This window comes from uncultured Hymenobacter sp. (assembly GCF_964243305.1).
Taxonomy (GTDB): Bacteria; Bacteroidota; Bacteroidia; order Cytophagales; family Hymenobacteraceae; genus Hymenobacter.
The window spans coordinates 90,189-103,730 of record NZ_CAXTEF010000013.1 but is presented as its reverse complement, the minus strand read 5'-3'; the positions used below and the strand labels follow the sequence as shown (position 1 = coordinate 103,730).

At 62.3% G+C, this 13,542-nt stretch carries 11 protein-coding genes and 1 pseudogene; 4 read left to right on the top strand and 8 right to left on the bottom strand.

What is annotated here, in order from left to right:
• Nucleotides 1–196, top strand: a 196-nt coding sequence (locus ACFE70_RS10040; RefSeq protein WP_375417602.1) for a LytTR family transcriptional regulator DNA-binding domain-containing protein, incomplete at its 5' end; no start/stop codon positions are given.
• A 97-nt stretch (nucleotides 197–293) separates the two neighbouring features.
• Here ACFE70_RS10040 and ACFE70_RS10035 read toward each other — a convergent pair.
• The 3 genes from ACFE70_RS10035 to ACFE70_RS10025 all read right to left on the bottom strand — a co-directional run bounded on the left by ACFE70_RS10035 (nucleotide 294) and on the right by ACFE70_RS10025 (nucleotide 3,158).
• Complete coding sequence (locus ACFE70_RS10035) at nucleotides 294–1,328, bottom strand: aldo/keto reductase (RefSeq protein WP_375417601.1); 1,035 nt, start codon at nucleotides 1,326–1,328, stop codon at nucleotides 294–296.
• A gap of 343 nt (nucleotides 1,329–1,671) precedes the next feature.
• Nucleotides 1,672–2,466 carry an SDR family NAD(P)-dependent oxidoreductase gene (locus ACFE70_RS10030; RefSeq protein WP_375417600.1) on the bottom strand — a complete coding sequence of 265 codons (795 nt, stop codon included), beginning with the start codon at nucleotides 2,464–2,466 and terminating at the stop codon, nucleotides 1,672–1,674.
• Between the two features lie 86 nt (nucleotides 2,467–2,552).
• Nucleotides 2,553–3,158, bottom strand: a complete 606-nt coding sequence (locus ACFE70_RS10025) for a TetR/AcrR family transcriptional regulator (protein WP_375417599.1) — start codon at nucleotides 3,156–3,158, stop codon at nucleotides 2,553–2,555.
• Nucleotides 3,159–3,799: 641 nt separating this feature from the next.
• On the opposite strand from ACFE70_RS10025, the gene ACFE70_RS10020 reads away from it, so the two are divergent.
• The 3 genes from ACFE70_RS10020 to ACFE70_RS10010 all read left to right on the top strand — a co-directional run bounded on the left by ACFE70_RS10020 (nucleotide 3,800) and on the right by ACFE70_RS10010 (nucleotide 8,666).
• Complete coding sequence (locus ACFE70_RS10020) at nucleotides 3,800–4,657, top strand: IS3 family transposase (RefSeq protein ID WP_375417598.1); 858 nt, start codon at nucleotides 3,800–3,802, stop codon at nucleotides 4,655–4,657.
• Nucleotides 4,658–5,715: 1,058 nt separating this feature from the next.
• Entirely contained in the window at nucleotides 5,716–7,260 is a 1,545-nt protein-coding gene (locus ACFE70_RS10015; protein ID WP_375417597.1) for an aldehyde dehydrogenase family protein, read from the top strand.
• Between the two features lie 185 nt (nucleotides 7,261–7,445).
• The gene (locus tag ACFE70_RS10010; protein WP_375417596.1) at nucleotides 7,446–8,666 is read left to right on the top strand and encodes a family 1 glycosylhydrolase; all 1,221 of its coding nucleotides are present in this window, start codon (nucleotides 7,446–7,448) and stop codon (nucleotides 8,664–8,666) included.
• Nucleotides 8,667–8,960: 294 nt separating this feature from the next.
• Here ACFE70_RS10010 and ACFE70_RS10005 read toward each other — a convergent pair.
• From ACFE70_RS10005 to ACFE70_RS09985, 5 genes and pseudogenes are all read right to left on the bottom strand, one after another.
• A pseudogene (locus ACFE70_RS10005) lies at nucleotides 8,961–9,434 on the bottom strand (transposase); the annotation flags it as partial.
• A gap of 60 nt (nucleotides 9,435–9,494) precedes the next feature.
• Nucleotides 9,495–9,782: a hypothetical protein gene (locus ACFE70_RS10000; RefSeq protein WP_375417595.1), complete on the bottom strand. Its 288-nt coding sequence runs from the start codon at nucleotides 9,780–9,782 to the stop codon at nucleotides 9,495–9,497.
• Nucleotides 9,783–9,833: 51 nt separating this feature from the next.
• Entirely contained in the window at nucleotides 9,834–9,998 is a 165-nt protein-coding gene (locus tag ACFE70_RS09995; RefSeq protein ID WP_375417605.1) for a helix-turn-helix domain-containing protein, read from the bottom strand.
• A gap of 397 nt (nucleotides 9,999–10,395) precedes the next feature.
• Entirely contained in the window at nucleotides 10,396–11,955 is a 1,560-nt protein-coding gene (locus ACFE70_RS09990; RefSeq protein ID WP_375417594.1) for an efflux transporter outer membrane subunit, read from the bottom strand.
• Nucleotides 11,956–12,291: 336 nt separating this feature from the next.
• Nucleotides 12,292–13,476, bottom strand: a complete 1,185-nt coding sequence (locus ACFE70_RS09985; protein WP_375417593.1) for an efflux RND transporter periplasmic adaptor subunit — start codon at nucleotides 13,474–13,476, stop codon at nucleotides 12,292–12,294.
• Nucleotides 13,477–13,542 lie beyond the last annotated feature (66 nt).

Genomic DNA, 13,542 nt, shown 5'->3' with positions numbered 1-13,542 from the left:
GGAGCAATTGGAAAACCTGCTCGACCCGCGCCAGTTTTTCCGGGCCAGCCGCCAACTGCTCACCCACGTACGCGCCGTGCACCGCTTGCACCCGTACTTCAACGGCAAGCTCAAGCTCGAATTGAGCCCGCCGCTGCCGCAGGAAGTTCTCGTCAGCCGCGACAAGGCCGGGGCATTCAAGGCGTGGCTGGAATAAAAAGAGCCCCTCCTTACCGGCCCGCGGCTGCGGGCCGGTAAGGAGGGGCTCGGCGTAAGGAAGTGACCCTGGCTGGCGCCGTTTCCTGATTCAGTGATTAAGCGACCGAACGGGCCGGCCAGCTAACCTGGTCAGCGCGGTTGCCCGTGAGGGTGCCCTGCTGGGTAGCCAGCAGCTCGTGCGGGTAGCCGGCCGGTACGGCCGAGGCGTCAGTCAGGCGCTGGAGCTGGTCGGCACTCAGCCGCAGGGCGGCCGCCAGCAGGTAGTCGTCGAGCTGGGCGCGGGTGCGCGGGCCAATGATGGGAATAACTCCCTGGGCTTTCACCCACGCCGTGGCCACCTGGCTGGGCGTAGCGGTCAGCTCGTCTGCCACAGCCAGGAGAATATCCAGCACGGCATTGGTTTGGGGAGAGGGGGTAGGGGGCACGCCCGTGAACGCGGTGGCCCGGCCCGTTTCGCCGCGCCGGTACTTGCCGGAGAGCACCCCGGCTCCAAGCGGGGAATACGCCATCACGCCCAGGCCCAGGCCCTCGGCCATGGGCAGCAGTTCGCGCTCGGCCGTGCGCTGCACCAAATTGTATTCGACTTGAATGCCCGCCAGCGGGGCCCAGCCGCGCAAATCGGCGCGGGTGGCGGCCGTGGCCACGCGCCAGGCCGGGAAGTTGGAGAGGCCGCCGTAAATAATTTTACCGGCCCGCACCAGGTCGTCAAAGCCGCGCACGATTTCTTCGACGGGCGTCACGCCGTCGGGCAGGTGCGCCATGTACACGTCCAGGTAGTCGGTGCCCAGGCGCTTTAGGCTCGCTTCCACGGCCTGCGTCATGGCTTTGCGGTGGTTGCCCAGGCGGCCCAGCGCGGGCGCGGCTCCCACGCCGGCGGTGTACTTGGAGGCCAGGACAAAATCACTGCGTTGGGGGGAAAGAAAGTCCTTGAGCTGCCGCTCGGCTTCGCCCCATTGATAGGTTTCGGAGGTGTCGATAAAGTTGCCGCCGGCCTCGGCGTAGCCGCGTAGCATGTCCTGCACGGCGTCGGGTTCGGCGCCGTAGCCGAACGCCGTGCCAAACATGCCGGTGCCCAGCGCCAGCTCACTCACCCATAGCCCCGTTTTGGTGCCAAATAGTTGGTAGTTCATCGGTTTTTTTCTGCAAGGTTCCGACAGCAGCGCCCGCCTGGCAAGACGGGAAAACCGATTCACTTAGGGAAAATGTATTCCCTACCCCCCTTCTTTTACCCTAGCTTCGCCAAGTCACCAGCCGGGGCTCACGCCAAGCCGCCCTCTCGCAGCGGTGAAGAACGAATTCACTTGCAGGCTTTATCCCAGGTGGCTGAGTGGCATTTTGACGGTTTGAGGGAAGATGTAGTGGCCCAAGACGGCAGTCAGGCTGATTCCAGTAGCCTGGGGCTTCTTGTATTCCCTTTGCATGCCCAGTTGGGTTTACATCATGTGCCTGCCCGAATAGCGTAGCTACAGCCAGTTAAAGAATCGTCGTGAGAATGCCGCCATCGGCCCGTAGGGCAGCTCCGTTGGTGGCAAGGGACAACGGGCTGGCCAAATAGGCTACGAGGCTCGCCAGCTCCGCCGGTTCAAGAAAGCGCTGTAACAAGGACGTAGGGTTTAGGGCCTGCATTAAGTTCGATTTCACTTCTTCTACGGGCCGGTTTTGAGCACCGGCCAGGTGTTGCACGGCATCTGCTACCCCTTCTGAATAGGTAGGCCCGCCCAAAATGCTGTTGACTGTTACCCCGGTATTTTTTGTGAGTTCCGCCAGGCCGCGGCTGATGGAGAGCATCGCGGTCTTCGTCATCCCGTAATGAATCATGTTGGCGGGAATGTGCACGGCAGATTCACTGCTGATGAAAAGCACCCGCCCCCAGTTTCGGGCCAGCATTTTAGGCAATAAAACCCGAGCCAGCCGAATGCCGCTCAGCACGTTCACCTCGAATAAGCGGTACCAGTCTTCGTCTTGAATATCGGCGAATTCCTTGAGTTCAAACAGGCCAACATTGTTGACTAGAATATCAATTTCCGGCAGGGCGTCCACTAAGGCCTGCACCTGGGCGACGTGGGCAAAGTCCGCGGCAATGCCCGAAACCTTGGCTTCGGGCATTTCTTGTGTTAACCGATTAACGGCATCGGCTACTCTTTCCGCAGTTCTGCCATTGATGATAACCGTTGCTCCTTCTAACAGTAACAGGCGGGCAATGGCAAAGCCGATGCCCTGAGTTGAACCACTGATGAAGGCAGTCTTGGAGTTTAATTGCAAGTCCATAAGGCGGCCCGGTAATCCGGGCTGGGGAAGGAATGGTGGCTGTTTCTATTTCTGTGTTGTTCATTACAAAAATAGCTACAAGAAATTCAGCTGATGATTTCCAGCTGCATCTCAATCTGTTTGCGGAGTTCTTCATTATCGGGATACATGCGCCGCGTAACATTCAGCCCGTTCCAGAGCGTGAGCAGGTAACGGCCCAAAATAGCGGGGTCGGTCTGGTTTTGCAACGAGCCTTTTCGTTGGGCCTGCTCCATCACCCGAACGAAGAGTTGCTCCACTTCTTTTAGAATGGTTATCGCCTCCTCTTCCAATTCTTTATCCAGAAAGGCCATCTCTACTACCGTGTTTACCACGATACACCCCTGCAAATGCGCCACCCGCTCCGCGGTGGCCATGCTGCGGAAAAAGTTCTTGATAAGACCAAGCGGAGCTTCGCTTTGGCTAAGTTCCTTTTCAAACTGATTAAACGCCTCCCGGCGCTGTTGCAGCGCTTTTCGAAACACCTCCCTTTTTCCTCCCTTAAAAGCATGGTAAAAACTGCCGCTGCCCATGCCCATAGCTGTCAGCAGTTCTTCCAGCGAGGTCGCCGTATAGCCTTTGCGCCAGAATACTTGCTGCGCCTTTTCCAAAACGGTCTTCTCGTCGTATGCAGTGGGCCGGCCGCGCATGGCAGGTTTGGTTTTATCGGGCATTACTCCAAACATCAAGTAGGTCACAAGTAGCCACAACACGAGCAAGGTTTCGCAGCCCCCGAGAACAGGGCTTCTGGTTCAAACAAACTCAGGCAGCCATTGCTTGCCGAGGTAAGTCAGCCGTTCCGTTTGCTATGCATATGGGGGCCAAGCGGCAAAATACGACGAAGTTCGCCCGCTTATATGCTGGCCACAAGTTCGGGCTGTTTGGGAAATATGATTAGCTAATCGTCGCGGCAGCGCAAGGTGGAATAGCCTTGCAGCTGAGTGAGGTGGTCTAGCTGAGCGAGACAGAATTGGGCAGTACTTTTCTTCCCAATGGAAAAGTCCGATAAACGCCGTAAATACGATGCGGCCTTCAGAGCCGAAGCCCTGCGCGTAGCGAGCGAAAGCCGCTCGACCTAAGCCGCCCGCGCTCAATCCCAAACTGCTCTATAAGTGGCAGCAAGAGGCGCTACCAACGCTGCCCGCTGACCCCGCCGAAGCCGCCGAGGTGCGCCAGTGGCGAGCGGCCAACAAGCGCTTGGCGCAGGAGTTAAAGATTTTAAAAAAAGCCATCGCCATCTTCAGCACCCCGCCGACCTCGTGAGCCGCTATCAGTTCATTGACCAGCAGCGCCTTACTTATCCCTTACTTATCCAGTGCAGTTGCTTCGCCGGGTGCTGGGCGTCACACCTGCTCGCTACTACGCCTGGGGGGCACGGGCGGTGAGCCAGGCCAAGCCCCTGGGAGCAGGCGGATGGAAACTAGCGCTGATTCAGACCTTTACCCGCCATAAGCAGCGCTATGGCACCCGCTGCCTACGGGCGGAGCTACAAGCCCAGGGCTACCGCGTCGGCCGCCAGCGCTTACGGGCCGAACTGCGTCGCTGGGGGCTGCGGGCGGTGCAGCCGCGGGCGTTTACGCCGCGCACGACCGACTCCACGCATGGCTTGCGGTGCGCGCCTAATCGCCTGCTCGACCAGCCCGCGCCTGCGCCAGCCAACCAGGTCCGGATCAGCGATATCACTTACTTGCCGCTCGCCTCGGGACAGTGGACCTATCTGTGCGCTTTTCAGGATGCCCACACCCGCCAAGTAGTCGGCTGGCAAGTGCTAGCTACCATGCCTGAAGAGTTGGTGACTAGTGCCTTACGTCGCGCCCTGCTGGCCCGTCAACCCGCGGCGGGCCTACTGGTCCACTCCGACCGGGGCGGGCAGTACTGCGGCAACGCTTACCGGACCCTGCTCCACCAGCATGGGGCCGTGCGCTCGCAGAGCCGACGCGGCGAGTGCCTCGACAATGCCCAGGCCGAAAGTCTGTGGTCGCGCCTCAAAACCGAAGAACTCGCACAACGCGACTGGCCCGTCTTCCGCGATTTGACCGATGCCCAGCACAGCGTGGCCACTTATTTTGACTACTACAATCACGAGCGCCGCCACTCGGCGCTCGCTTATCAAACCCCGCAAACCTTTTATCCACAACAACTTAAAAAGACTGCCCTAGACTGTCTCGCCTAACTGGACCACCTCAACCTAGCCACCGTCTGGACTCCCTACGAGTTTTTTATAGATGGCAAGAGCCAATATTGCGGAGCCAGCGCCTTCACCCTCGTCCGCATGGCCAAGGGCAGGAAAATTCAGGCCCTTATTGACACGAGGAGGAAGTGTAAATGAATCTTATACCTTATAGCTTCGTCCCCCATTTCCTGGTAATGTCGGCTTCGTAAGTAGTAAGCAGAGCGGTCATGCAAACCAAAGGCAAGCATGACCGCTTTCCTGTTTGATTAGCCCGCTGCCGGACGCAGCGCGCGCCGCAGCCGGACGGCTTTTCGGCGCCATTCCCTACCCCCCTCCAACCAGACAAAGCCTCAGCGCGGCGCCTCAAGCTGCTTGCGCAATAAGCGCTACGGCTTGGGTCGCCCCGACAGGGCTTTGTCTGGTTGGAGGGGGGTAGGGAGTGGCGCCGGTGGGCTGCCTGGTCGGAAGGAATCCTGCCTTGCTTTGAACGGGCTGAGACTCCTTTCCAACTTGTAAGAAACCGTCTTATACTCAACCAAATAGGGGGCCGGCTAGAGGTTTGGTGCGAAACTCAAACGAGAAGCATCTCTGATAGCTAGCACTGCTTAACAGGGGTGTTCAGATGCCTTTTACAGGCTGTAAACGTGCGTTCGCAAAACGCAAAAGGTGCGTTGAGGACCTATTTGAGGTCGCCAATTGAGTTTCGTACTAAACTTTTAGCTGACCCCAACAGTCCACCGCTGCCAGCAGCCCTCGCCCAGCCTACCTGCCTACACGGACCACCACTGCGTCGCTGGCCTTAGCGCCGTCGCCTAGCGGTCCGGTCATCAGCGGCAGGAAAAGAAGTATTCGTCAGGGCTATCCGCCTACACGCGCAGTTTCGCTGCGGGCCCGCTTCGCCCGCATCCTATGCCCCTAGCCGGCTACTACCAGCCGGGAGCAATTTGCCGGTGCACCCCACCAGCCGTTTCACGCTCCGCCTGTTTCCCACCATCCACCTGCCGCCATTCAGCGGTGCCGTCGAAGCGCCCGAATGCCGATATTCAACCTCCTCCCTCATGCCCAAAATTATTTCTCCGCAAATCGAATTCAGCTTACTGCTCCAGCAGACCAAGCAGGCGGCGCCCGAAGTCTTCACCCCGGCCGGGGCGTTTCTGAACCTGCTGGAAGGCCGCTGGCAGGAACCGGGGCAGCCCCGGCCGTTTCACTCGTCCATCGACGGTACGCTGCTGGGCAGCCTACCGATGCTCGACCATGACACAGCGTTGCGCGCTGTGCGCGCCGCCAAACAGGAAGCCGCTGCCTGGGCCGCCACCGACCTGGACGAGCGCCGGACCAAGGTGCAGGACTGCCTGCACCAACTGCGCGAGCACGCCGACCTGATTGGCAAGCTGCTGATGTGGGAAATCGGCAAAACCTATAAAGCCGGCTTTACCGACATTGACCGCGCTATCGAGGGCGTGCAGTGGTACGTCGATAATATCGAGGAAATGCTGGGGAAGCGCACGCCGCTGGGCCTGGTGAGCAACATTGCCTCCTGGAACTACCCCATGTCGGTGCTGCTGCACGCCGTGCTGGTGCAGGCGCTGTGCGGCAACGCCGTGATTGCCAAAACGCCCACTGACGGCGGCTTCATCTCCCTGAGCCTGGCCTTTGCCCTGGCCCGGCGCTGCGGCCTGCCCGTCACGCTGGTCAGCGGCTCGGGAGCCGAGTTGAGCGACGTGCTAGTCAAGAATGACGCCGTGGACTGCCTCAGCTTCGTGGGCGGGCGCTACAATGGCCGCAACATCGCCGACGCGCTGAGCCAGGAGCATAAGCGCTACCTGCTGGAAATGGAGGGCGTGAACACCTACGGCATCTGGAACTACTCGCAGTGGGACCAGCTGGCCGACCAGCTGCAAAAAGGCTACGACTATGGCAAGCAGCGCTGCACGGCCTACGTGCGCTTTGTCGTCGAGCGGAAGCTGTTTCCGCAATTTCTGGAAACCTACACCGCGGCCATCCGCAGCCTGAAAATCGGCAATCCTACCCTGGTCGATGAGGCCGCCGACCCGCTGCCCACCCTGGCCTTTGGGCCCGTCATCAACCGCGCGCAGGCCGAAGACCTGGACCGCCTCTACGCCGACGCGCTCAAAACCGGGGCCACGCCCGTTTACGAGGGCCGGCTCGACGAGCGCCTGTTCCTGCCCGGCCAGGACCGGTCGGCCTATCGGACGCCGCGCGCGCTGGTTGGGCTGCCCCGGCAGAGCGAGCTATACTTCAAGGAACCCTTCGGCCCCATCGACAGCATCGTGCTGGTGGACCGGACCGAGGAATTAGTGGGCGAAATGAACATCAGCAACGGCGCTCTGGTAGGAGCCCTGGCTTCGGACGACGAACAGTGGGCCCGGCGCACGGCCAAGGAAGTGCGGGCCTTCAAGATGGGCATCAACCAGTTGCGCTCGCGCGGCGACCGGGACGAAGTGTTCGGCGGCCTGGGCGAGAGTTGGAAGGGCGCCTTCGTCGGGGGCAAGCTGCTGGTCGAGGCCGTGACGCAGGGCGAGGCCAATCAGCCCGTGCTCGGTAACTACGCCGATGCCACGCTCTTGCCCGCAGCGGCCTAAAAGGCGGGTTTTTTATTGCTCACGGTTTTCGACAAATCAGCGACGAAGGCCCGTGTTTGGCACTACTTTGTTTAGCTACCAGCCCCGCATTTATGCTGAGGCCGGGTCAGGAACCATCGGGTTCGTGAGCCGGCAGGAGGCGCAGCAAAGCTTATCTCCCCATTTTTAGCCCGAACCTTTTGCGTATGGCTCTCCCCTTTTTATTTGCCACCGGAATTGAAAACAGCAATCCGACTATCGCCAACGGCCGGGTGCGGGTGGACGAGCTGGACAAGTGCGGCCACTACCAGCACTGGCGCCGCGACTTTGACTGCGTGCAGGAACTGGGCATCCAGTTTCTGCGCTACGGCCCGCCCATTCACACCACCTGGCTGGGGGTAGGGAAGTACGACTGGCGCTTCGCCGACGAGACGTTTGCCGACCTGCGCCGGCGCGGCATCGCGCCCATCGTGGATTTGTGCCACTTCGGCGTGCCCGACTGGCTGGGCAACTTCCAGAATCCCGAGTTTCCGGCCTTGTTCGCCGATTATGCCCGCGCCTTTGCCGAGCGCTTTCCCTGGGTGCAATTCTACACGCCGGTCAACGAAATCTACGTCTGTGCCAAGTTCTCGGCCCTGCTGGGCTGGTGGAACGAGCAGCTGACCGGCGACCGGGCCTTCGTCACGGCCCTCAAGTACCTGGTGAAGGCCAACGTGCTGGCCATGCACGCCATCTTAAAAGTGCGGGCCGACGCCATCTTCATCCAGAGCGAAAGCAGCGAGTACCACCACGCCGAGAACATTCAGGCCGCTAAGTTGGCCGAAATCATGAATTACAAACGATTTCTCTCGCTGGATTTGAATTACGGCCACCGCGTGGACTCGGGCATGTACGAGTACCTGCTGGATAATGGAATGACCCGCGAGGAATACCACTTCTTTCTGCAGAACAAGGTTAAAGAGCGGTGCGTGATGGGCAACGACTACTACAACACCAACGAGCACCGCGTGGCCGCCGACGGCAGCGTCCGACCATCGGGCGAGGTGTACGGCTACTACCTCATCACCAAGCAGTACCACGAGCGCTACTACCTGCCCGTGATGCATACCGAAACCAACTTCGCCCAGGGCCCCCAGGGCGACGAGGCCGTGCAGTGGCTTTGGAAGCAGTGGGCTAACCTGCTGCGCACCCGCTACGACGGCGTGCCCATCGTGGGCTTCACCTGGTACTCACTCACCGACCAGGTGGACTGGGACTCGGCCTTGCGCGAAAACAAGGGGGTAGTAAATCCGCTGGGCCTCTACGACCTGGACCGCCACATCCGGCCCGTGGGCACAGCCTATCAGCAAATCATCCGCGACTGGCAGCACGTGCTGCCCGCCCAACGGTTGTTCACCCAGGAACCCTGGGTGTTGCTAAACGAATAGAGGAAAACCGCCGACTCAGCCTGCGCTGGCTGGGCAGGCGGCAATCAGGTCTGTATCGAAGGGGCGTCGGCTGACAGGAGCCGGTCGGAGAAGTTGTACTCGCCGGGCAGGTTCAAGTAAAGAGAGCAGAGGAGAGCCCGGCCGGGAGCAGGCGCGTAACCGGCGTGGTAGCCAGCTGCTCAGGTGGGCCGCTGAGCAAAGCATATTCGGCCTTTTAAACAAGGTACTCCGACTAAGAGCTGCCTGATTTTGTACGGGGCTTAGGAAGCAGTACCAGCTTTTAGGGGCTGTCTGACGAAGTTCTTTAAGCAAGACTTTGTAGAGGTTTTGGTAGCGATGAGTGAACCGAAACTCGCACTCTTTCAAAGGCAGCAGAAAGGTATGCTTGGGCACGTCAGCAAACTGGGGCAGGCTACTTTTTTTCGACCAATCCGGCACCATCTCGATGTACACCTGGCCCCCGCGCTTGACCAAGCCGAAGACGATAGTTTTGCTCCCGGCCTCCCGGCCCCTTTTGCCGCGCACCCGGCGCGGGCCGAAGTACAATTCGTCCAGCTCGAGCGCGCCACCCAACTCGACCGGCGCGGGGCAGCGCTGGGGCAGGCGACGACGCAGATGCAGGTAGACGCCGTTGAGCGAACGCACGCTCAAGCCCGTCAGCCGCGCCGCATCCGAGGCCGTCAAATCCAAGGCAAACAGGGGCAGCAAGTAGCGAAATTTGACCTCCGAGAGTTTGCTGCATTTATAATTGTGTTTAACTGGCCCCACAACAGAGAGTTACACTTCGTTCTCTAGCTTTTGCTTCCTAAGCCCCTTGTCAAAATAAGCTCATAGCAGGCGCCCGGCCAGGCGCCGGGCAGTGGCAACGGGGGTAGGGCTGCCTAGCATCTGACTACTTATCAAAGCCCCTTCAAAAAGCAAGGTGATTTTCTCGGCCAGCGGCTCATTGCTGAGCAGGCCAGCAAACACGCGGCCCATCCGGTTTTTGTGGTTCTGGATGAAGGCCCGGACTTCCTGCTCTTCCGGCGGCAGCTGCATCAGGGCGTTCTGAAAGTTACAGCCGCGAAAGTCCACGGCAACGAGGAAATCATTCAGCATGTCAAACACGGTCAGCACTTTCGCCTTCGGAGTGGTGCCGGGGGCAACTGCCTCATCAATCTGCCGGAACTACTGCTGGCTCACCGGCTGAAGGTAGGCGTGGAGAATATCATCCTTGGTGCGGAAGTGCTGGTAGAGGCTGGCCTTGGCGACGCCCGCCGCGGCAATAAGCTGGTTGATGCCCGTGAGCGGGTAGCCCTGCTGGTAGAAGAGCCGGGCGGCGGTATCGAGGATGCGCTAGCGGACGTTAGACGTGTCTTTCGTTTTCACTGGGCAAAGAAGCCGGCCCCACCACCAGCCCCGGCGCAGCAAAAAGAGCCCCGACGCGGCCCTGACCGGGGCGCAACGCGCCGCCAACCGCACCCACGCCCACCGCCGCGTCAAAGTCGAGCGCGCCCTCAGCGGGGCCAGACGCCGAGGCTGCGGGCCCAAACTTGCCCCACCAAAGTCGCCGCCTTCAACGACCGGCTCTTAGTCCTCGCCGTCGGCATCTGGAACTGGCATCACGCCAAACGAGAAGAAAGTGTTTAGAAATAAGTCTTATGGCTAATGGCGGCCGAACAACTTAATCCCTATTGAGACTGACCAGAACGGCAGCTCCGCCGCAGCCCTCACCCCGCGAGCGGCCAGTTTACTGCCAGCTGCCGCCCAGCGCCCGCACCAGCAGCACGGCGTAGCGCAGCTGGGCGGCCTGGGTTTGGGCGAGCAGGCGGGCGGCGTCCAGGGTTTGGCGGTCGGCGTCCACGACCTCGAAGTAGTTGGTCAGGCCGCTGCGGTAGCGCACCTCGGTGAGGCGGCCGGCGCGGCGGGCGGCGCGCAGGGCTCGCTGCTGGGCCGCGAGTTGGGCCGCGCTCAGGCGCAGGTTGGCCAGGGCGGTTTCCACGTCCTCGAACGCGGTGAGGGCCGCGCCCCGGTACTGGGCTTCCAGCTCGCGGTACTGAGCCTGAGCCAGCTGCTCGTTGGCCCGCAGGCGGCCGCCGTTGAAGAGCGGGATGGCGACGCCGCCGCCCAGGTAGTAAGTGTAGCCATTGGAAATCTGCGCCAGCTTGGCGAGCGTGGCGCTTTGTGGGCCGATGAAGCCATTGAGCTGCACGGCCGGGCGCCGGGTCAGATGGGCGGCTTCGGCGCGGGCGTCGGCGGCGGCAAGCTGGCGCTCGGCGCGGCGCAGGTCGGGCCGGCGCCCCAGCAGGGCGGTGGGTAGCGCCAGCGGCACGGCCGGGGCCGCCGACAGCGCGGGGTCGGGCAGCGCAGGCAGCGCGAAGGAGCTGGCCGGCTGGCCCACGACCGTCGCCAGGGCGGCGGCCTGCCCGGCCCGCTGTCGGCGTAGCTCCAGCAGGCTGCCTTCCACGTTGGCCAGCTCGGTTTCGGCCCGGCGCCAGCCAATCTCGTTGTCCACGCCGGCCTCAAACCGGGCCCTGGTGAGCTGCACGTTCTGCACGCGCACGAGCCGGGCGCTGTCGAGGACGGCCAGCTCGGCGTCAAGGCCGCGCAGGTTGAAATAGTACGTGGCCGCGTCGGCCGTCAGCGAGAGGCGCACGGCCTGCACATCGGCCGACGCCGCCTCGGCGTCGGCGCGCGCGGCCAGCACGGTGCGCCGGATACGGCCCCACACGTCCACTTCGTAGCTCACATTGAGGGGTAGGAAATACTGGGTTTGCACCACGGGGCGGGCCGGCACGTCGAAGGGCACCGGCCGCAGAGCCGAGAGTTGGGTGCGGTAGGCGCCGGGGTTGAGCGTGACGTCCGGACTACGGTACGAGTCCGCCACTTGCAGGCGCGCCCGCGCCTGGTCGACGCGGGCCAGGGCCGCCTGGGCGCTGAAGTTCTGGTTAAGGACCTGCTCTTCGAGCTGGGCTAGCACGGGGTCGTTGAAGACCGTCCACCACGGCGTTTCCGGGGGCGGCGGGGCCAGCAGCTGGGGCTTGAGGCCGCGCGCCGCCCCCGAATCGGCCGCAGCCATCCGGGCGGCGTTGGGTTGGGCCGAGGGGGTAGGGCCGCCAAACGAGGGGGTAGAAACTGCCGCCCGCGTCTCCCGTACCGCCGGAACGCGGGAGCCGGCCGTATCGGCGGGCACGGCCTGCTGCCAGGCCGCGGGCGTGCTCACGGCCGGCGGCTGGTAGCGCGGAGCCGTGGCGCAGGCGCTCAGCAGCAGCGGCAGGATGAACGAAAGAAGCGAGAGGCGGAAGCTCATGGCAGTGGGGCGCGGGGCTGGCCAGGCGGAGGGGGGTAGGGCTTTGGGAATTTGGGAAAGGCCAGCAGATTGTCATGCTGAGCTTGTCGAAGCATCTCGCGTGCGGCAGTAATCAAGCGGCAGTAATCAAATTAAGAGGCGGTCATGTCGAGCAACGCGAGACATCTCGCTCACTGACTAATCCAAGTGAAAGAACAATGATTGAATTATTTCCCCCAGCAAGATGCTTCACTTCGCTGCGTTCTGCATGACCTTCTTTCGGCTTGATTACTTCCCCGAGCGAGATGCTTCGACAAGCTCAGCATGACGTTCTAATGGATTCCTAACCAGCCCACTTTACTTCAGCGGCGACGACACGCGGGGCGCGTCGGGGTCGTTGGGGCGGGGCTTGGGGGGCGGCGGGCCGGCGGGTTTGGGCGGGGCGTGGAAGGCCTTGGTTTGCACGGTCTGGCCTTCGGTCAGGGTTTCGGCCGGGTTCAGCACCAGCAGCTCGCCGCCTTTCAGGCCCTGCGCGACTTCCAGCTGCGAGCCGAAGTCGCGGCCCGTGGTGATGGGCTGGTAGTGAATCTTGCCGTTCTGTACGGTTGCCACGCGGGTGTCGGTGCCGCCCGGCACCAGTGCGTTGGCCGGAATGATGACGCCCGGCCCGGTGCGCGGCACGTGGAACCGGACCTGGGCGTAGGAGCCGGGCCGCAGCTCGCCGCGGCCGTTGGGCACCAGCACTTCGGTGAGCAGCGTGCGCGTGCCGGGGTCCAGGGCGCCCGCGTCGCGCACCACGCGGCCCGCGAAGGCCCGGCCCGGAAACTCGGGCACCAGAAAATCGGCCCGCAAGCCGTTTTTAATGGCCGGCGCAAAGTTCTGGGGCACCTGCACGAAGGCGCGCAGCTTATCGGTTTGCTCCAGCTTGAACAGCTGCGTGCCGGCCGCGTTGCTGCTGTTGACCAAGCTGCCCACTTCCACGTTGCGCTGCGTGACAATGCCGCTGAACGGGGCCGTGACGCGGCGGAAGTTCTGCTGGGCCAGCAGCTGCTCTACGCCGGCCCGCTGGGCCGTGTACTGAGCCTGGGCCGCGTCCAGCTCCTGCTTGGAAATGGCGCCGGCCAGCGGCACGGTCGCCAGCCGCTGGTAGCTGGTGCGGGCCAGGCCAAGGTTGGCGCGCGAGGCGGCAATCTGCTGGTCTAATTCGGGAGTTGTGATTTCGGCTAGCACCTGGCCGGCCCGCACGCGCTGGCCGATGTCGGCCGACCACGAGCGGACGAAGCCGTTGGCGCGAGCAAAAACGAAGGTCTCGCGGTTCGAGCGGGTGTCGGCGGGCAAAACAAGCGTGGTCGTGTCGGGCGCCGCCTGAGCGGGCACCACGGTCACGGCGGGCACGGCGGCGGCCAGTTGGCTGGCCTCGGCGTCGCGGGCTTTTTCCTGCTTGTGCCGCGGCAGGTAGCCGAGCAGAAACAGGCCGGCGAAGACGACGACCGCGCCGAGAATGAGCAGCCAGAAGCGGCTTGATGAATTAGAACCAGGCATTAGAAAACCAATTTTTAACAAAATCCCTACCCCCCTCTAAGGCGGCAGGGGCGCCGGACGGGGGTA

Bases quoted from the DNA above. Each gene is read 5' to 3' on its own strand.
- ACFE70_RS10035 (WP_375417601.1), bottom strand. From the start codon at position 1,328: ATGAACTACCAACTATTTGGCACCAAAACGGGGCTATGGGTGAGTGAG.
- ACFE70_RS10010 (WP_375417596.1), top strand. From the start codon at position 7,446: ATGGCTCTCCCCTTTTTATTTGCCACCGGAATTGAAAACAGCAATCCG.
- ACFE70_RS10015 (WP_375417597.1), top strand. From the start codon at position 5,716: ATGCCCAAAATTATTTCTCCGCAAATCGAATTCAGCTTACTGCTCCAG.
- ACFE70_RS09985 (WP_375417593.1), bottom strand. From the start codon at position 13,476: ATGCCTGGTTCTAATTCATCAAGCCGCTTCTGGCTGCTCATTCTCGGC.
- ACFE70_RS09990 (WP_375417594.1), bottom strand. From the start codon at position 11,955: ATGAGCTTCCGCCTCTCGCTTCTTTCGTTCATCCTGCCGCTGCTGCTG.
- ACFE70_RS10030 (WP_375417600.1), bottom strand. From the start codon at position 2,466: ATGGACTTGCAATTAAACTCCAAGACTGCCTTCATCAGTGGTTCAACT.
- ACFE70_RS10025 (WP_375417599.1), bottom strand. From the start codon at position 3,158: ATGCCCGATAAAACCAAACCTGCCATGCGCGGCCGGCCCACTGCATAC.